Origin of the sequence: Herpetosiphon gulosus, from assembly GCF_039545135.1 — a bacterium.
Taxonomy (GTDB): domain Bacteria; phylum Chloroflexota; class Chloroflexia; order Chloroflexales; family Herpetosiphonaceae; genus Herpetosiphon; species Herpetosiphon gulosus.
In genome coordinates this window covers 58,387-76,132 of sequence record NZ_BAABRU010000004.1, presented here as the reverse complement: position 1 = coordinate 76,132, position 17,746 = coordinate 58,387, and the positions used below count along the sequence as shown (strand labels likewise).

Annotated in this window: 17 protein-coding genes; 9 read left to right on the top strand and 8 right to left on the bottom strand. The window is 50.5% G+C overall.

Annotated features, from left to right (window positions below; translation table 11 throughout):
• Positions 1–403: 403 nt before the first annotated feature.
• From ABEB26_RS06085 to ABEB26_RS06070, 4 genes are all read left to right on the top strand, one after another.
• Complete coding sequence (locus ABEB26_RS06085) at positions 404–1,336, top strand: decaprenyl-phosphate phosphoribosyltransferase (RefSeq protein WP_345721086.1); 933 nt, start codon at positions 404–406, stop codon at positions 1,334–1,336.
• Between the two features lie 9 nt (positions 1,337–1,345).
• Positions 1,346–1,810: an ABA4-like family protein gene (locus tag ABEB26_RS06080; RefSeq protein ID WP_345721085.1), complete on the top strand. Its 465-nt coding sequence runs from the start codon at positions 1,346–1,348 to the stop codon at positions 1,808–1,810.
• Positions 1,807–2,313 carry an acyl-CoA thioesterase gene (locus ABEB26_RS06075; protein WP_012190778.1) on the top strand — a complete coding sequence of 169 codons (507 nt, stop codon included), beginning with the start codon at positions 1,807–1,809 and terminating at the stop codon, positions 2,311–2,313. Before ABEB26_RS06080 ends, ABEB26_RS06075 begins: the two co-directional genes overlap by 4 nt.
• Positions 2,314–2,676: 363 nt before the next feature.
• Positions 2,677–3,657, top strand: coding sequence for an NAD(P)H-quinone oxidoreductase (locus ABEB26_RS06070; RefSeq protein ID WP_345721084.1), 981 nt, complete (start codon positions 2,677–2,679; stop codon positions 3,655–3,657).
• A 197-nt stretch (positions 3,658–3,854) separates the two neighbouring features.
• Here the strand turns inward: ABEB26_RS06070 and ABEB26_RS06065 are convergent, their stop codons facing one another.
• Positions 3,855–4,565 (bottom strand): YqjF family protein, encoded by a 711-nt coding sequence (locus ABEB26_RS06065; RefSeq protein ID WP_345721083.1) that lies wholly within the window; start codon positions 4,563–4,565, stop codon positions 3,855–3,857.
• Positions 4,566–4,873: 308 nt separating this feature from the next.
• Here ABEB26_RS06065 and ABEB26_RS06060 point away from each other — a divergent pair, with 308 nt between their 5' ends.
• Both ABEB26_RS06060 and ABEB26_RS06055 read left to right on the top strand, forming a co-directional pair.
• Positions 4,874–6,043, top strand: coding sequence for a glycosyltransferase family 4 protein (locus ABEB26_RS06060; protein ID WP_345721082.1), 1,170 nt, complete (start codon positions 4,874–4,876; stop codon positions 6,041–6,043).
• A 14-nt stretch (positions 6,044–6,057) separates the two neighbouring features.
• Positions 6,058–6,396, top strand: coding sequence for a VOC family protein (locus ABEB26_RS06055; protein WP_345721081.1), 339 nt, complete (start codon positions 6,058–6,060; stop codon positions 6,394–6,396).
• Positions 6,397–6,533: 137 nt separating this feature from the next.
• Here the strand turns inward: ABEB26_RS06055 and ABEB26_RS06050 are convergent, their stop codons facing one another.
• From ABEB26_RS06050 to ABEB26_RS06040, 3 genes are read right to left on the bottom strand one after another with little or no spacing between them, the layout of a single operon-like run.
• Positions 6,534–6,977 carry a DUF3806 domain-containing protein gene (locus tag ABEB26_RS06050; protein WP_345721080.1) on the bottom strand — a complete coding sequence of 148 codons (444 nt, stop codon included), beginning with the start codon at positions 6,975–6,977 and terminating at the stop codon, positions 6,534–6,536.
• A gap of 15 nt (positions 6,978–6,992) precedes the next feature.
• Positions 6,993–8,018 carry a hypothetical protein gene (locus tag ABEB26_RS06045; RefSeq protein ID WP_345721079.1) on the bottom strand — a complete coding sequence of 342 codons (1,026 nt, stop codon included), beginning with the start codon at positions 8,016–8,018 and terminating at the stop codon, positions 6,993–6,995.
• A gap of 51 nt (positions 8,019–8,069) precedes the next feature.
• Positions 8,070–11,354 (bottom strand): CPBP family intramembrane glutamic endopeptidase, encoded by a 3,285-nt coding sequence (locus ABEB26_RS06040; RefSeq protein ID WP_345721078.1) that lies wholly within the window; start codon positions 11,352–11,354, stop codon positions 8,070–8,072.
• A gap of 363 nt (positions 11,355–11,717) precedes the next feature.
• On the opposite strand from ABEB26_RS06040, the gene ABEB26_RS06035 reads away from it, so the two are divergent.
• Both ABEB26_RS06035 and ABEB26_RS06030 read left to right on the top strand, forming a co-directional pair.
• Positions 11,718–12,368, top strand: coding sequence for a DedA family protein (locus ABEB26_RS06035; RefSeq protein WP_345721077.1), 651 nt, complete (start codon positions 11,718–11,720; stop codon positions 12,366–12,368).
• A gap of 90 nt (positions 12,369–12,458) precedes the next feature.
• A complete protein-coding gene (locus ABEB26_RS06030; protein WP_345721076.1) occupies positions 12,459–12,857 on the top strand; it encodes a hypothetical protein in 399 nt (132 codons plus the stop codon).
• On the opposite strand, the gene aroQ is transcribed toward ABEB26_RS06030, so the two are convergent.
• Positions 12,854–13,288 carry a type II 3-dehydroquinate dehydratase gene (gene aroQ, locus ABEB26_RS06025; protein ID WP_345721075.1) on the bottom strand — a complete coding sequence of 145 codons (435 nt, stop codon included), beginning with the start codon at positions 13,286–13,288 and terminating at the stop codon, positions 12,854–12,856. The genes ABEB26_RS06030 and aroQ overlap by 4 nt on opposite strands.
• Positions 13,289–13,374: 86 nt before the next feature.
• Between aroQ and ABEB26_RS06020 the strand changes: the two genes are divergently transcribed.
• The gene (locus ABEB26_RS06020; protein ID WP_345721074.1) at positions 13,375–13,875 is read left to right on the top strand and encodes a hypothetical protein; all 501 of its coding nucleotides are present in this window, start codon (positions 13,375–13,377) and stop codon (positions 13,873–13,875) included.
• A 105-nt stretch (positions 13,876–13,980) separates the two neighbouring features.
• Here ABEB26_RS06020 and purE read toward each other — a convergent pair whose 3' ends face one another.
• The 3 genes from purE to ABEB26_RS06005 form a co-directional block, all read right to left on the bottom strand.
• Positions 13,981–14,484: a 5-(carboxyamino)imidazole ribonucleotide mutase gene (gene purE, locus ABEB26_RS06015; RefSeq protein ID WP_345721073.1), complete on the bottom strand. Its 504-nt coding sequence runs from the start codon at positions 14,482–14,484 to the stop codon at positions 13,981–13,983.
• Positions 14,485–14,580: 96 nt separating this feature from the next.
• A complete protein-coding gene (locus ABEB26_RS06010; RefSeq protein ID WP_345721072.1) occupies positions 14,581–15,726 on the bottom strand; it encodes a 5-(carboxyamino)imidazole ribonucleotide synthase in 1,146 nt (381 codons plus the stop codon).
• Positions 15,727–16,095: 369 nt separating this feature from the next.
• Positions 16,096–17,745, bottom strand: a complete 1,650-nt coding sequence (locus tag ABEB26_RS06005; RefSeq protein ID WP_345721071.1) for an McrB family protein — start codon at positions 17,743–17,745, stop codon at positions 16,096–16,098.
• Position 17,746: the final 1 nt, after the last annotated feature.

The window sequence follows — 17,746 nt, the reverse complement described above, 5'->3', positions numbered from 1 at the left end:
AAAACTGCCAACAATTAGGCAAAAACAATTTGACAAGTGACGACATCAAACCAGCTGGAATGATGTATTGCGTGGGCGGCATCGCCTCTCATGGGATACTCAACGCGGCTAGTATACCATATCATCGCGCTGTGTATAGTCCTAAATTTATGATCGCGGGGTCAAGGGCTAGTGATCAGAGGTCAGGAGTTATTTTTGTCACGAATTGCTAGCATTCCACTCATACGTTTTTCTCATCCCTGCCCCATGAATCCTGCCCCCTCGTATGCTCTGCGTTAAAACCTGGCTCCTGACCCCTAGCCCCTCACTCCACGATCACGTTTGACGCACATGCAATGGGTAGGTAGAATGATCAACGCTAGGCGAAATCGATTCGTCAGGCTCAAGGAGTAGAGTTATTCGTATGCAACAGCCATATAAAGCGGTTCAACCTCAATTATCGAAAATGCCCAAATATCTGTTTTTGACCATGCGCCCCAAGCAGTGGGTGAAAAATATTTTTGTGTTTGCGGGCTTAATTTTTGCCAACGATCTACTACTGACCAACCCGCAAAGCCTGCTACGAGTGCTCGCAACCTTTGGTTTGTGGTGTTTGATCGCTAGCTCAATTTATTTGATCAATGATCTGGTCGATATTGAGAAGGATCGCGATCATCCTAAAAAGCGTTATCGCCCATTGGCTAGTGGCCACCTTGCCCCAAGTAGCGCGATTGTCGCAACCCTGATTTTCTTGGTTATAGGCTTGCCCTTGGCCTGGATGCTCAGTCGTGGGGTTGCAATTATTTTGGCTGTGTATGTCGTGATGCAACTAGCCTATTCATTTCGACTCAAACATGTGGTGATTCTCGATGTGTTTATTATTGCGGCGGGCTTTGTGTTTCGCACAGTTTCGGGCGCGGTGGTGCTTGGCATCGATATTTCGCCTTGGTTGTTGATTTGTACTGGTCTGCTATCGCTGTTTTTGGCGCTGGCCAAACGTCGCCATGAGTTGGTGTTGCTCGAAACTGGGGCTGGTAGCCATCGCCGTGTGCTTGAAGAATATTCAACCGAGCTGCTGCAAGAGATGATTTCGTTGATTACCGCCAGCACTTTGATTGCCTATATTTTGTATACGCTTAACCCAACCAATCCCCATATACCTACGAGTCCTTTCCCACTAATGTTAATCACTGTGCCATTTGTGATCTATGGGATTTTTCGCTATCTCTACTTGGTCTATAAAAAGGATGAAGGCGGCAGCCCTGAGGAGTTATTACTCAAGGATTTGCCGATGTTGGCCGATATTGTGCTTTGGGGCATAACGGTTGTATCTATTAGTTATATCTTTCGCCAATAGGAGTTGGTTATGCAAACATCGCGTTCACCGTGGTTGGATCGCCTGTTCCGCCTCGCAAATTTGGCGATTATTCCAGGCTGGCTGTTGATGATCGGCGCACCACGTTCGCGTTGGACTCAACGGGTGATCAACGATGATCGCTTTTTTATTGGGATGGGCGGACTATACGCAGCCATGTTGGGTGGTGCATTGGTCGAAAACGAAGGCAATGGCTTTAGTTTTAGCTCGATGCTCAATCCAACCCTCGATTCAATCGGCAAATTGTTTCAAGAAGGTGGCCCCAAAGGCACATTTGCTGGCTGGACGCATTATTTGGTCTTTGATTTCTTTGTTGGGCGGGCGATTTTGCGCGATGCTCAAGAGAAACAAATTCCGCATTGGTTGGTTGTGCCGGCCCTGATTTGCACCTTGATGAGTGGCCCCTTGGGCTTAGCCTACTATCAGGTGCTGCTGCGGCTGCGAGGTGCTGCATGAACGAGCGTCCAATCCGCCGAACTCCGTTAATCCGCATGTCGGATATTGTGCTACCTGGCCAAACCAATAATCATGGCACGATGTTTGGCGGCGAAGTATTGGCGATGATGGACCGTGCGGCGGCGATTGCGGCGATTCGCTTTTGCCGCCAGCAAGTTGTTACTGCTTCGACCGAACGCATCGATTTTCGCACGCCAATTCACCATGGTGATTTGGTTGATATGTTGGCCAAAGTGATTTACACGGGCACGACTTCGTTGATTGTGCGGATCGATGCCTGGGCTGAAGATCCAATTTCGGGCGAGCGCCGCTGGTGTACAACTGGCTTTTATTCGATGGTTTCGGTCGGAATTGATGGCCGACCAACCGCGATTCCGCGTTTGTTGGTCGAAACGCCAACCGAACAGGCTGATTGGGAGCATGGAGCTAAGATCAAAGCCTTGATCAGCGAACGACTCAAAGCTAACGATGCACCAATTCCTGCTGATCCACTAACATTTTAAATGTTTATGAAACTACCCCCTCACCCCAATTCATATTCATTTCAAGGGCCGGTTTTTAACCAAATTATTGACCATCGCTATGGATCGATGATCACCACCCTTCCGTCCCGCCTCAAGGCGGGAGATGCAGGGGGCTTTAATCCCCCCTGCACCCACTCAAGGGCATGCCGATATTGAAGGCCAAGACCTGACGTTTGCGACGGACGAGCTTTAATCCCCCCTGCACCCACTCAAGGGCATGCCGTGGCGGGCAACCATCCACCGATAAACTATACGCTTATTGGTTCGAAGCATCAACCCCCTATAAGAACTAGCTCCCACAGCGGCGGGTGAGGGGTATTTTTATCATTTGATGAGGTAATTATGCAAGCAATTGTGTTTGAGCAGGCTGGTGATGCTGATGTGTTGCAGTTGGCCGAAGTTGCCGATTTGCAGCCGCAAGCTGGCGAATTGTTGATTCGGGTGTATGCGACTGCTGTCAATCGGGCCGATATTTTGCAACGCCGTGGTATGTATCCAGCGCCAGCGGGAGCTTCAGAGATTTTGGGGCTAGAAATCGCAGGCGAGGTGATTGGCCATGGTGCAGGTGTCACAACTCCAGCGCTTGGCACGCGAGTTTGTGCCTTGCTGCCAGGCGGCGGTTATGCACAACAGGTGGTGATTCCGGCTGAGCTAGCCATGCCAATTCCGGACAATTTGAGCTACGAACAAGCTGCGGCGATTCCCGAAGTCTGGATGACCGCCTACGACAATTTGTTTAATTGGGGCCGCTTGAGTGCTGGTGAACGCTTGTTGGTGCACGGCGGCAGCTCAGGCATTGGCACGGCGGCAATTCAACTAGCGCGTTGGCGTGGCGCTGAAGTGCTGATTACTGCTGGTTCTGAAACCAAAATTGCCCGTTGCCGCGAATTAGGGGCAGTCGCAGGCATCAACTATCGAACTGAAAACTGGCCTGAACGAGTGCAAGCCCTGACTGAGCAGCAAGGCGTTGATGTCGTTTTGGATATGTTAGGAGCCAGTTATTTCAAGGATAATTTGGCCAGCCTGCGGGTTGGCGGGCGCTTGGTGATTATCGCGACAATGGGTGGAGCACAAACTGAACTTGATCTGCGCACGCTGATGCTCAAACGTTTGACAGTTTGTGGTACAACCTTGCGTGCCCGCCCAATTGCCGCTAAAGCTGCGTTAACTCAACAAATGCTGGCCGATGTGCTGCCACGCTTCGCCGATGGCACATTTCAGCCAGTCATTGAAGCGGTGTTTGATTTGGCCGAAGCCAGTGCTGCCCATCGCTTGCTTGAATCAAGCCAGCATGTCGGCAAAATTGTGCTGCGAGTAGCATAGAACATAGAACATAGAACATAGAACATAGAACATAGAGCATAGTTTGATCCACAAAGAGCACGAAGATCGCGAAGTTAATTTTTTAGCCACAAATTATTTTGATAGCCTATAGCCATTGTTTTGCTGCGGCTATGAGTTAAATCTGACCCCTAGCCCCTGAATCCTGACCCCCTATGCTCTATGTTCTATGCTCTTTATTAGCCATTTGGCAATTTTTGATGGGGAAAAACCTTGACAGCTGAGCCTTTAGCCAAGACTGCTGAATAGGGCGTTTCGTTTGCTAGCCAAGCCCATTGAGGGCCATAAATCGCGCCCCAATCAAATTGCAGTTGATAACGCTCCACTGGATAAACATCCCACTCAGGATGTTCAACCCGATAGACGATTGGCTTGCCGTTGCGCTTGCGCCCAAAGCCCCATTCGTGCTCCTTGAAAAAGTGTTCGGTGCTATCGGCACTTGGGTGATACAGCTGTTTGCTAGCGGTTAACTTGACCAAATTGGTTTGGCCTTGCCAATATAAATTGTGCTCAACCGTGATTTGGTTGGCACTGAATTGGGTATGGCTCTGCAATGGAGCGGCCACATACGGCTCGTTATAAATGACGTTGGCTAATGTGGCGACCAGCCATTGAGGCACGATTTCGCGCACAAACACCACTCCGCGTTGCTGCCCACGGCGCACATAAAAGCGCAAATTCATCTCGGCAAAATTGCGAAAGCCGGGCCACGCCACGCCTAAAACTTTGGTTTGCAGAAAATCAAATACCACTAAGCTTACGAACGCCGAGCCATCACGCCGATCAAGCTCTAAGCCAGTTGGCAAATAGGGCTGCAATAATTGATCGGGCACAGCATACGAGAACAATCCAAGATTAGCCCATTCTGCTGATAGAAATGCAATTTTCATCGTTGCTCCTTTTTTTGATTAGGATTCAGGCCTCAGGGGGTAGGGTTCAGCGCGAGGCGACAGAGTTCAGGGGTTGGGTTTCACTCGCGCGTACTATCCCATAGCCCAAATGCCGAACCCTAATTTTGTTACAGATTGTTAGGATTAGGTTCCGATAGCCCATAGCCTAGAGCCAAATCTCTGTGTGCTAAACCCTGACCCCTGAATCCTGACCCCTGATCCCTATTTTGACTTCTGATTTGACCCTATGTTCTCTGTTCGTCTGCTATACTTGGACCAATGGTTCTCTAGCTTCGGTAGGCCGATTGATGCAACCTGCAAGCCTCAGTATACTCACCCCAACCCCACTGTATCCAGCCCATGCTGGTGCAAAAAACCATAGTTTGAATGCGCTACGTCAATTAAGTGATTATTATACTGTTGATAGTTATTGTTTAGCCAACCAACCGCAAACAGTCGATTGGGGGCCGTTGCCGCAATGGTGTCGTGATCTACATGCCTTCGCGCCAAGCAACCCTAAGCATCGGGGAATTGATCCACCAGCGGTGCATTTGGAGTTTTCGCAGCCCATGCGCGATTATTTGCAACAACGCTGGGCGACCAAGCTGCCGGATTTGCTGCAACTTGAAGGCACAACCATGGCCCAGTATGCCCCATTTGCTCGCCATTTGGGGCTGAAGGCAATTATTTGTACCGTACATCAGGTTGGGTTTGTGGCTCAATGGCGACGCTTACAACGCGAAAAACATTGGAAACTCCGCGCCCGCCGCTTGGCTGGATTGCTCAGCTTGTGGCTGTATGAGCAGCGAGCCTTGCGCCAGTGTGATTTGCTAGTTACGCTGAGCGAAACGGATCAACGAACCCTAGCTCGTTGGCAACCAAAACTCAACATCGTAACCGTGCCAGCGGGAGTTGATTTAAGCCAATGGCCGCTATGTCGCCAGCCTCAGGCTCCGCAGCAAGTGTTGTTTGTGGGCAACTATTTTCATCCGCCGAATGTTGAAGGGGCGTTATGGTTGGCGCGTGAGGTTTGGCCGTTGGTTCAAGCCCAAATGCCTGAAGCCCGCTTGATGCTGGCAGGCCGCAGCCCTACGCCTGAAATTCAACAACTTGCCAGTGCTACAATTCAAGTACCAGGCACAATTGACGATTTACAGGCAGTTTATCGTCAAAGTCGGGTGGTGGCAGCGCCAATTTTTTGGGGTAGCGGTGTGCGGATTAAAATTTTAGAGGGTTTGGCGACAGGTTTGCCTTTGGTAACGACAAGTTTGGCGGCTGAAGGCTTGGCACTTAAGCACGAAACCCATGCCCTGTTTGCCGAAACGCCGCAATCATTTGCTGCAGCGCTTGTGCGCATTTTGCGAACACCACGTTTGGCCGAACAACTCGGCGATGCAGGTAGGCAATTGATCGCCCAAGATTACGATTGGCAAGCAATTGGGCGACAATTAGCCCAGCACTATCAGCGCTTACTCTAGCAAGGAGCTTCTCCATGGAAATGGATCATGTTGCGGTTGTAGTTAATAATATTGCTGAATCAACTGCTTGGTATGTTGAGCAATGTGGGGCGCAGGTATTATATGCTGATGAGACATGGGCTTTTTTACGGATTGGCCAAGGAAAATTAGCGTTGGTTATGGCCTATCAACATCCGCCGCATGTGGCGGTGCGGGTTAATGAAACGCAATTAAACGCCTTAGCAACCCAACATAACCAACCGATCGATCGCCATCGTGATGGTACAAAAGGCTTTTATCTACGCGACCCAAATGGGAATGTGCTGGAAGTTATTTGTTATCCACCTGCTGAAACAGTGTATAACAAAGGTTGATTGGTATGGGCGCGACCCGAACCTCCGCCTTTTGTTAATCTAATAGCCGATAATCATATACTCCTCAGCGTTAAAAAAGCGATCGAGCGACTACCGCCCGATCGCTAAATCGATCCCTCATGCTTACGTTCTATGCTCTATGTTGTAAGCTCGATGCTTTGCGGCCCACCCCAATTGCGGCTAGGATCGATCAGATTGGGAATAGCCTCGTAAAACATGCGGACTGAATGTTCTTCACCAGCAGCAATATGTTTATAGACTTTGTTGAAGGGATAAATCCAGATATCGCCCCCTTGGACAGGCAGCGCAATGCCCCAATCGTTGCTTTCGTGTTCGTGGCCCCAACGTCCGCCGTAATTGGCAATAATGCAGGCTCCAAGAAACGCCCCAAGCGATTGAACCAAGTTGGGCGGCACTTGTTCAGGCGCATAATTGGGGCGAATTTGTTCGATATAGGTATTGAGCCATTTCACCGCCACGTGATTATATTCAAGCTCAATTCCAAGCTGGCTTTGCACCGAGCGCACAAAGTGTTGCGCCAAGTGCTCTAAGCCAGCGATAATTTCGGTTTGTTGCGACATAGCTGACCTTAATGGTTATTTGGTGGCCTGTTCGAGCACACGCAAGGTGATATTGGGTACACCAAAGGGTAATGGATGATTATTGGGCATTGGTTTCAAGCGACTATTGCCCGATTCATGCTCCAAGATACCAATCACTTGGCCTTGGTAAAACGGCACATATAGGGTTGGTTTATCGGGCACACATAATTGCACCGCGCCAGTAGCGCTGCGTTTATGCACATCGTTCACTACTTGTTGCAAAATCGTTTTAGAAGCAGCAATCGCCACAGGCCGACTGGGATCAGCCCCAACAATTGCGGCACATGCATCGATCAAACGGGCGGGAGTTTGGTAGAGTTCTGGCTGTGAATGGGCATTGGCCAAATGTTGCAATGCCTGATTGGCGCTATACCACTGATCGTTGGACAAATCTTGGGCATGCACGCCACGTAGATGGCCCTCGCTGAACAGCACAATCCCCATCACAAAGCCCGTGCTTTGCGCCCCTGGTTGATAGTAGACATAACCAGAGAAACGGCGGGTTTGCAAATATTCCAATTGTTTGCCCAAGGGCAGGCTTTGCAATTGCTTGCTACTGTTGGGGTCGTGTTCGCCTGGTGGCAGCACCAACGAACGCCGCACAGGCTGAGGAATTAATGCGGCCTTGGGAATTGGTGCAGCACTGAGTCCAAAAAACTCCAGGGCAAAATCGTGCTCAGGTGGGCGATTTAAAATTTCGCCCTCGACCATAATCGTTAACAACCGATCAAAATTTGCCACCATATCGGCATTAATACTATGCGCCGGTTTAAACAAATTATCAGCGGCATTCCACTCGAAATGGCCCGAACGCCGCGTCAACAGCCAATCCACCGCATCTTCGCCAATTTGGCCATGTGGGTCTACTTGGCCATGGCGTAAAATCCCATCCACAAAAAATAAATGCACCCGATCTATGTGATCGATCCATGTGAGTCGGCCCGATAATTGTCGCCGTTTCACGGTTTCAACCACTTGTGGTAGATCGTGAAGGTGCGGGATTGCCGCCAATGAATTCATAACATCCTCCACACCAAACAAGTAGCCCGCTGAGTGATTGTATAGGTCTGATTAATTTTCTGCATTCTGTGTTTGCCACCATCCACCAAGATACCACCCGCAAAAGCCACAGAGCAACACGATCAAGGCTGCGCCGTTCAGTTGCAATGCAAGTGGGGTTGTTGCAAGTAAGGTTAGGGCGGCTGGTACAATGTTTGCCAACCATAAAGCAACAGTGAACGCCAAGCCATTCCAGCGCAGCATGCGGCCAAGCCCAAAGCTCAACAGCACAGCTAGGCCTAAAACAAGCCATTGAACTGGTTCACGCAACGGCAAGAGAACCAATGCGATTCCAAGACAGGTGATTGCCAAGGCGATCTGCTGCTTCCCACGTACTACCCATGTTAGCATGCTCAGGCTACCGATCAAGAGCAAACTTGTCGTAATTGCATCAAATGTTGCCTGTAATAGTATATCAAGCATTGCTGATTGTGCGTTCAGGGGTTGGACGCTGGCCCAAAAACCAGCTTTGGCGGTTGTAAAACCAATGCTGCTGCGAATCAGCAAGATCCATGGCACGATCATTATCCCCAATACGATGCTTTCGCGCCGCAAAACTTGTGCCCGATCGGCCACAAAATCTTGGATTCGATGCGGAATTGCCCGAATAAAGGCTTCAAGCGGCAATTGTTGTTCGTTTTTGGTCAGGTTCCAAGCGGTTGCTGCGCCTGCTCCTAACAAGGCTAGCTCGCCACCATTCAAGACCGCATTAGCCAAGGTTTGGCTGATAGCTAAAATAAAGCGTGGTAGTTCGCTAACTTGGGCAAATGTCCAGCGCCCAGCACCTTGTATTAAGTAGCCAATCCCGGCAATAACCCCCAACCAAACCCACGGCCAAAGCTCAGTGCGCCGCCGAAAAATGCCAATCAAGCCTAAAATCGGCAAGATTGTGGCCGGAATACCGCGCAAGGCGCTGCGCAAATTGCTCAGAATACTTTCGCTCAAGGTGGTTTGGTCGCGCTCACGCCGATATTCAGGCGGCGTGTACATCGAGGACGAGCTAGTAATCACTTGATCGCCTGCCACCGTCACCTCAAAGCGCCGATAGGCCTCAGCAATCCATGGCATTTTGGTCTGCCATACAAAGGTGTAATCGCTACGATTGGGCTTTTGGCTGGTACTGGTATTGATCAACTCATACTGCTCAAGCGCGATAAATTGGCTGACATGGGTGGTTGCAATCGTTTGAGCTTGCTCCAGTGTGGTTGAAATCGCGCTGGTATTTTCGGGCAAACTCAAGCGATACGACAGCAAACGCCCAGCCGGATCGAGATACACCAACCAGCTATACTCAGGCCGATCCCAATTCGACCAGCGCACGCTCCACGCCCGAACTGTGCCTTTTTCAATCGCAGCAGCGGTTTGCTCAGGATCTAGTTGATCGTAGATGTAGGCCAAATCAAGGTCAACCCAATCGGCCACAACCGTCACGCTGGGATTCAGGCCCGTTAGATCGATATTGCGTTCTTGGGCTAGCGCTTCGGTGCGGGTAACCATATCTTGGCGCACACCGTTGCGAGCCAAGGCAGGCGCACGATTCAGCCCAATTACCAGCAATATAACCGCGACCAAGCCCGATAAACCAGCAAATAATTTCCAATCGCGTCGCCATTGCCAGCTCAATTGAGGCACAACTGGCTCGGGCACTTGCGGCGGCAGCGCGGCGCGAATCGTATTATCGCTCTCAAGCGGAACTCCACGCAGTTGGCGAATGATTGAAGGAATCAACAACCACAACACCAAGGCGGCGGCGGCAATCCCGCTGAGCAAATAGAAGTTATTAGTTTTCCAAAAGAGCGGCACATACAGCGAGGCATTGTAGGTATAGTGGGCAGCGATTGAGGCCAACACGCCGTAACGCACGCTCAAAAAGCCAAACAAAATCCCAATAATGCTTAATTCAACCACGCGAATATAAAATGGATGTTGAGGATAGGTGGCATGCAAAGCTGCCCAAACCACCGCCGTGACAATGATTGCCAGTTTGGGTCGGCCAAAATAGCGAGTCAACACCATAATCCCGCCCAAGCGAAAGATCAGTTCCTCTCCGATGGCGGGCAACAAGCCCAGTGCCATGCCATACAAAGCTGGAAACGGTGTAGCAATCGTATCGTCGTACAATGGCGTAACTGGCGACCAAACCCCAAAATAGCGGCTACCCAAGGCATAAAAGGCCGAAACAAAGCCTAATTGGAAGATTCCAACCAAGCCGCCAATCCATAAAGCCTGCACGACTGGGCGACTCACTAATCCACGGCGGGTCAGGGTTTCGCTCAACGAAACTGTGCCTTCGGTTTCTTCCCAAACGAGCGCCTCGCCAGCCATGCCCGCCAAGAGGATCGTGCTGGCAATGGCAACGAGCTGACCAACATAGCCACTGAGCACATTACCCCAATAAACAGGCAGGCTTTGGTTAATATCATAATGGGCCAAATCGAGCGGAATGCTGTTGAGCATGACCAACACACCAACTACTGCAACTGCCGCAAAAAGGTGCAAGGCCCAACGCCAGCGCAACCGCCCTCGCCGTGCCTGAATAAACCAAGCCACCCCAATCAAGGCAGTTAGGGCATAGGTCAGCGTCCAACCAGTGTGGTTGAGAATGCCACCACGGCGCAGTTGCCAATCTTTATCCAAATACCACGACTGCGGCAACCAATAATACTCGCCGAGTTGGCCTAATTGATCGCCAGCAATCGTGACACTGTAGCGATATTGGGCTTCGGCATCAGTGATATCACGGCGCTGCCAAATAAAGGTATGGTCGGTACGGTTAGGCTGTTGCGTGGTAAATTGATCGAGCAAGCTCAATTGTTCAAGCGGAATTGGCAATTGGTCTTGCGCTATTAACAAGGCCTCAGCTTGACTTAATTTCGCTCCTGCTGCTTCATCGGGGCGCAGATGATTAATCGCCAAAATTCGGCCTGTGGTTGGCGAAATGCTAACCAACCATTGTTCAGGATCAAGCTCACGCCAAAAACGCACATTCCAACTGGCAAGATTGAGATCTTCGTCAACCCGCTGATTGAGCAATTCGCGGCTGCCTTCGCGAATCAAATACGATTGAGCATCGTTGTTCGAGCCAAACGTGATTGTTTGGGTGAATTGGCTTGGATCGCCACCCACTCCCAGCACCGCATCCTCCGAGCGCTGCAAGGCCGCCTCACGATCCACGTTGAAGCGAATCTCGGCCATGGGCGTTGATTCAGTGGCAAAGACAATCGCTAAGAAAATGCCAAATAACGCTAAAAGGAAAAAACCTGGGGGAATCAGTCGTTTGGTATCGGGCTTGTGCACGCCATCCCTCCATCGCTGTTTGGTTGTTAGCCTAAGTATAAAGCAAAGTTAAGGATGAAGGATGAATTATGAGGGATGAAAAGGGATTAGGATTCAGGTGTCAGTTGCCAGGACGTATGCGCAATCTCTAACGCAGCGGCCAAACACAAAGTGAGTTGGCTATCGCAGCAGCATTAAACAAATCTGTAGAATTTGTGGCTAAAAACTTAACCTTCGTGCCCTTCGTGGATCAACAACAAGCCCCTGAAACCTAGCAACTGACCCCTCGACTCACTTGTCGAAATATCGAGATTAGGGTATTGTTTGCAAGCGTGGCCTACAAATGCCGCCCACCAACCCCCACTTAAAGGAGCAGAAACACTCATGTCAGAAATAATGGACAAAGTTCAAGAAATTATTACTGCGATTATTACGGCGCTTGGCTATCCAGGCATTGCGTTGGTGATGTTTGCCGAAAACCTCTTTCCCCCGATCCCTTCAGAATTGGTGATGCCATTTGCCGGTTTTATTGTTGGCAAAGGCGAGATGAACCTTGTTGCAGTATTGTTGGCTGGCACAATTGGCGCAGTGTTGGGTGCGCTGGCGCTCTATTATATTGGCATGTGGGCCGACGAAACGATTATTCGGCGCTTTATCCGCCGCTATGGCAAATTCTTCTTCATCAGCGAAGCTGATATTGATAAAACCTTGGGCTTCTTTGCTAAATATGGCGAGATTGTAGTATTTACTGGGCGCTTGATTCCCTTGGTGCGTAGTTTGATTTCAATTCCAGCAGGCATGAACCGCATGCCCATGGGGCGCTTTTTGCTTTGGACAACCTTTGGCTCATTGATCTGGAATGGTCTTTTGACCTATGCAGGGATTGTGCTTGGTTCGCAATGGGAAAATGTGCTTGGCTTAGTTGATCGCTATGAAAAAGTTGCTTTGGGAATTATTGCTGTAGGCCTGATTTGGTTTGTGGTAAACCGCGTACTCAAAGTTCGCCGTAGCCGAGCTGAATCCAAGCAGGTCTAGCCGAAAGCCCTTCCCCCGACCGATTGCAAATCCATCACGGTACGTATCATAGAGTGCGTACCGTGATTTGTTGTTAATTAAGGAGTTGCCATGGCGGTTTTTGTTGAACAAGAAGCCATTTTAGAATTATTACAAAGCTCGCGGGCGGCTAGTTTGGCGGCGATGCAGTATGTGCAGCCAACAGATTTAGCTCAATTAATCGCCTTAGAGCAACAAGCTACCAATGATTGTGCCGCTCACGCCAATCGGCCAGCTCAGTTGGTTGATGCAGCCAACAGCCTAGAGCAATGGCAACAACAACGTCAACAGCTAGCCCAAGCCATCGCGGCAATTCCATGGGCTGGCTATGCTCAACGCATCCAAACTGCGGCGGGGGAGTTGTATTTAGGCGAATTGGTTAAGCGTTTGATTGCCGCTGAGCATCAGCAACTCTCGCAGCTTTTGCAGGCGGGTCAGCATCCAGCAATCATCGATCAATGGGCTGATTAAGCCGCTTTGTGCTGGATAAACCAATCGAGCGCATATAGATAGCCTTGCCAACCAAGCCCGCTAATTTGGCCTTGGGCAATTGCCGCAACCACCGAGTGATGCCGAAAGGCCTCACGTGCATAGACGTTCGATAAATGCACTTCGATGATCGGTACATCCATCAAGGCTAAGCCATCGCGCAGGCTCAAACCATAGTGGGTGAGTGCGCCTGGATTGATAATAATGCCCTGAATCTGACCATAATGAGCGTGGAGGGTATCAACCAACACGCCTTCATGATTCGATTGCACGAAGGTCAATTCGATGGCTGCGCTGGCGGCTTTTGCGTTCATAGCGCTATGAATATCGGCCAGCGTGGTTGAGCCATAAATTGTTGGCTCACGTTGGCCAAGCATGTTAAGATTTGGGCCTTGTAGCACTAAAAGATGCATATTAAATTGCTCCTGATTGACAAATTGTAGGCCATTGTGCGGCCAAGCCCAAGCTATGTCAATCGGAGCCAGCGAGAATGATATTGATGGAATTTGCACTAACTAACGCTCAGCGCGAGGCGATGCTTCAGGCTTGGCAAATGCTGAGCGACCAAGCATTGCCCGAGGAGCGGCTTTCGTTTGCTGGATTGCAAGCCTTGCCACGTTTGGTTGCGCAAGCGCTGAGCAACGGTGATCAAACTAGCCTCACCGCGAGCTTAATCAACCCAATCTATTGGCATCAAACTGCGAGTTATGGCCATGGCTTGTTGGCCCGCGAACGGCGAGTGCCAATTGATCATGCGGCTTATCGCTTGAGTTGGTGGCTTTGGCTACGGCTCTACAATCTTGCCAATGCCCAGCTTTGGTTTGATCAAGGTTTGCGCTATGCCACGCTTGCGCAACTAGATGCTGAGCATCAAGAGCCAGCCACTTGTGCGCTACAAACTGGAATACAGGTTGAGTTGGCGGCAGTGCTTGAGCAACGCCTGCTTGTGCCGAGTGGCTTTCATTGCCGCCATGGTTTGGTAGCAAGCAACAAAGCTTGAAATATTAACGCAGAGGCGCAGAGCTGTAGGATGGCTATCGGCTGAAGGCTATGAGCTATCGGCGATTGCTTGGAACTTCTAAGCCAATAGTCCATAGCCAATGTTCTATGTTCTATGCTCTATCTTTGACTGAAGCCGTGTGTTTTTGGCTTGCGATTCGGCGGCCATGGTTTGTTTGTATTCAATCAATTTGGCTTGTAAGGTGGCATCGGCGGTTGCCAAAATTTGAATTGCCAATAAACCTGCATTTTTGGCTTGACCAATCGCGACGGTGGCAACCGGCACGCCACCAGGCATTTGCACAATTGACATCAAGGCATCAACGCCTTGGAGATGACCGATTGGCACGGGCACACCAATTACTGGCAAGGGCGTGTAGGCTGCCAACATGCCCGGTAAGTGAGCAGCCCCGCCCGCCCCAGCAATGATCACCTTGAGGCCACGTTCATGGGCGGTTTGGCCATACTCGGCCATCAAAGCAGGCGTGCGGTGCGCCGAAACCACCCGCATTTCATAGGCAATGCCAAATTCTTGGCAAATAGTGGCGGCTGCCTGCATGGTCGCTAAATCCGAATCACTGCCCATCACAATTCCAACAACGGCTGACATAATGCTCCTTTGGCGTGAAATTAAAAATGCCAAGCGTTGATCGGGGTGCACCATTGCAACTCCCGATTGGCCTGACATGTGGGATTGTTTGCTTAATTATACGGGTTCAGCTAAAACTCGTTCTAACTGATCGACGGCGGCTTGGGCACGCGCTTCGACCTCGCTTGATTCGGCTCCTACAGCGGTGATATGGCCAATTTTACGGCCTGGCTTGGCGCTGCGTTTATCATACCAATGCACATGCACCTGCGGTTTGAGCGCGGTTTGAATCAAGCTGCTTTCCAAGGGTCGGGTGGTTGGCGCAAGCACATTGACCATCACCGCGCTTTGGTGGCGCAACTGAGGATCGCCCAACGGCCAGCCCAACGCTGCGCGAATCGTATTTTCAAATTGAGAGCAATAACAACCCTCGATTGAATAGTGCCCAGTGTTGTGCGGGCGAGGCGCTAGCTCGTTGACCAAAATTTGGCCCTTGCTGTTCAGAAACATTTCAACCGCCAAGATGCCTAAGCCACCGAGTGCTGCTGCCGTCGCCTGCGCCACCTCGCTGGCTTGTTGCTGGATTGCCGTTGAGAAGGGTGCTGGCGCACGTACCACCCGACAAACACCGCTTGGCTGATAGGTTTCGATTACTGGATAAACACATTGTTCTCCGCTGACTGAGCGAATAATTAAGGTCGCCAACTCGGCTTCGAAGGGAACCCACGCCTCAACAAACACTGGATTTTCGGGAAAACCCAATGAGCTACAAGCGCTGCCAATCTCTTCGGCGCTGCGAATTTTGGCCGTGCCGCGCCCATCATAGCCGTTGCGCCGCGTTTTCAACATCAACGGAAAGCCATGTTCAGCGCCAAAGGCCGCCACATCGTCCAACGATTCGATCAGAGCCAAGGCTGGTACAGGCAAGCCTGCGGCAGCCAAAGTTAATTTTTGTTGGGCTTTATCCTCGATCAAGCCAAGGGTTGCTTGATCGGGCACGAGTTGCACGCCTTTGCTGGCAAGGTAGGCCAATTTTTCCGAGCCAATAAACTCGTTTTCGAGTACCACTACATCAACCGCTTGAGCAAATTGATCAAGCAAGGCTCGATCATTCCACTCGCCAACCACCGCTTTGCTGACTAATGCCGCTGGCTCGTCGTTGCGGTTGGCTAAAACCACGGTTTCAATTCCCAAGGGAATCGCCGCTTGCACCAACATCCGCGCCAATTGGCCGCCACCAAGAATTCCTAAACGTTTTGTCATAATGCCTTAATGAGCTATAAGTTAATAGTCTAGATTTAACCACGAAGGATGTTCCGACGCTTGCTACCAATTCCTATATCTAAAAATAGCGTTTTATTCCCTCACCCCCTAGCCCCCTCTCCCGCCAAGCAGGCGAGGGGGAACCGCTCCATGGGTCTCCCCGCTCCTGCCGCAGTGGGAGCGGGGCTAGGGGTGAGGGAACGCAATCCCAATAAATTGCAATTGATGGGAAATAGTGGTTCCTTGCTGAAACGAAAGATTGGCGATTCCCGACCTCAACCCTCAATGCCTATATTCTACCTATGTTCTATGCTCTATGTTCTATATTCTTTCTCCCTGAATCCTAAGCCCTAGCCCCTGACCCCTCATTTAATAAAAATCAGCAAAGCCCTCGCGATCGAGTCGTTCGAGCATGGCCTGAATTTTGGTTTGCGATTGGGGATATGCAGCAAACAATTGGGCCAAACTGCGCAAGCCATTGCGAAAGCGTGGGCTATCATCACCCCGCAATTTGGGCAATAATTTTTGCTTAATTTGTAAATCGAGGGCTGTGTTGAGCGGCATAATCCCCTCGGCGCCTTCCAAATAGCGCCCAATCTCTTCGACCGTGCGATAGCCAAATGGATGCCCAAGGCTGGCCAAGATTGGTTGTAATTCAAGCAATAATTGCCATGCTGTCAGATTAAACGGACGGCGATAGCTGGCTCGCCATGCGGCTAAATCGACCTCGGTCAGTTCGATCACGTTTGCTCGATCAAGCAGTTTGTCGCTGAGCGTAAAGGTGCTTTCATCAACATTGACTGTGCCGATGATATGCACATTTAATGGCAAACGCAGTGGATTGCGCACGCTCTCGCCATCAACGGTTTGGGCAACTTCTTGGGGAATACCCAAATCGATTAGATGTTCGGCGGTTTCGAGCGCACTCAAAATTGGCGCTAAATAATATTCAGGCCGCGCCAAATTCAGCTCATCAAGGCAGAGAAAATAGGGATTAGCTGGATCAGCGCTGGCTCGCAGTAACAAACGCAAGGTTGGAGTTGGCTGGAAGGTTTGGGTCAAGGCATTGAAATAACCCAGCAGATCGCGGGCATTATGCCAATCGGGCTGCACGGCCACCGCCAAATAATAGGGATTATCGCTGTGCGGCGCGATTTGATGCACTGCATCAGCATAGACACGAGTCAAACGGGTTTTGCCTGTGCCCGAAATTCCAGGCAAAATCACCAAGGGCTTGGTTTGCAGGGCAATGTGATACGAACGCAGCACAGCATCGGGATAGATAAAGCCCCGTTGGCGAATGCTAGCGCTAATTTCTTCGATACTTGGGCTATTGAAACCCGTGGCATAACTTTGGCGGGCTTCGCGAAGATGGCTTGGTGGTAATTCCCACTCCTCTTCGGCAATTTCCATAATTGCTTCATTGAGCGGTAGCAAGGCCAACATATGGTTGATCAATTGCAGATTAAATTGTTGGCTATCATCTAGCGCTTGCTGCCAAGGGTAGCTCCAGCCCGCCCAAAGATAATTGCTACTGCGATTGGCCAGATAATCATCGAGCCAAAGTTGTTGCTCAGCATGCTCGCCACGGGTATAGCGCACATCGGGCAAACTGCGAATTAACGGCTCCCACAGCACCCGCCCACGATCCCAAACCGCTGCTAATTCACGCTTGCGCTTATTCCACAATTGAATTCCAACCAAAATCCGTTCTTCACTGCCGCTAACCCCGAGATAAATATGGCAGCCGCGTGGTGGTCGGTCGATTACCACATGATAATCGTCGATTGGATCACGTTGGCGGCCACGATTGACCGCTCTAACGGTTTTGGCACTAACTTCGTACAAACCCCAAGTGTTGGGAAATTGGCGGGCTGCAGCGCTATCAAGTTGCTCACTGAGCGCGACCAGAATTGGGTGCAACTGCTCTTGGACTGCATTCCAACGCTCGTTTACGCCTTCGACCTGGAGCGCTTGCAAGGCTACGGCATTCCATTGAATTGGCTCACTTTGGCTCACA

Bases quoted from the DNA above. Each gene is read 5' to 3' on its own strand.
- ABEB26_RS06085 (WP_345721086.1), top strand. From the start codon at position 404: ATGCAACAGCCATATAAAGCGGTTCAACCTCAATTATCGAAAATGCCC.
- ABEB26_RS06080 (WP_345721085.1), top strand. From the start codon at position 1,346: ATGCAAACATCGCGTTCACCGTGGTTGGATCGCCTGTTCCGCCTCGCA.
- ABEB26_RS06075 (WP_012190778.1), top strand. From the start codon at position 1,807: ATGAACGAGCGTCCAATCCGCCGAACTCCGTTAATCCGCATGTCGGAT.
- ABEB26_RS06070 (WP_345721084.1), top strand. From the start codon at position 2,677: ATGCAAGCAATTGTGTTTGAGCAGGCTGGTGATGCTGATGTGTTGCAG.
- ABEB26_RS06065 (WP_345721083.1), bottom strand. From the start codon at position 4,565: ATGAAAATTGCATTTCTATCAGCAGAATGGGCTAATCTTGGATTGTTC.
- ABEB26_RS06060 (WP_345721082.1), top strand. From the start codon at position 4,874: ATGCAACCTGCAAGCCTCAGTATACTCACCCCAACCCCACTGTATCCA.
- ABEB26_RS06055 (WP_345721081.1), top strand. From the start codon at position 6,058: ATGGAAATGGATCATGTTGCGGTTGTAGTTAATAATATTGCTGAATCA.
- ABEB26_RS06050 (WP_345721080.1), bottom strand. From the start codon at position 6,977: ATGTCGCAACAAACCGAAATTATCGCTGGCTTAGAGCACTTGGCGCAA.
- ABEB26_RS06045 (WP_345721079.1), bottom strand. From the start codon at position 8,018: ATGAATTCATTGGCGGCAATCCCGCACCTTCACGATCTACCACAAGTG.
- ABEB26_RS06035 (WP_345721077.1), top strand. From the start codon at position 11,718: ATGTCAGAAATAATGGACAAAGTTCAAGAAATTATTACTGCGATTATT.
- ABEB26_RS06030 (WP_345721076.1), top strand. From the start codon at position 12,459: ATGGCGGTTTTTGTTGAACAAGAAGCCATTTTAGAATTATTACAAAGC.
- aroQ (WP_345721075.1), bottom strand. From the start codon at position 13,288: ATGCATCTTTTAGTGCTACAAGGCCCAAATCTTAACATGCTTGGCCAA.
- ABEB26_RS06020 (WP_345721074.1), top strand. From the start codon at position 13,375: ATGGAATTTGCACTAACTAACGCTCAGCGCGAGGCGATGCTTCAGGCT.
- purE (WP_345721073.1), bottom strand. From the start codon at position 14,484: ATGTCAGCCGTTGTTGGAATTGTGATGGGCAGTGATTCGGATTTAGCG.
- ABEB26_RS06010 (WP_345721072.1), bottom strand. From the start codon at position 15,726: ATGACAAAACGTTTAGGAATTCTTGGTGGCGGCCAATTGGCGCGGATG.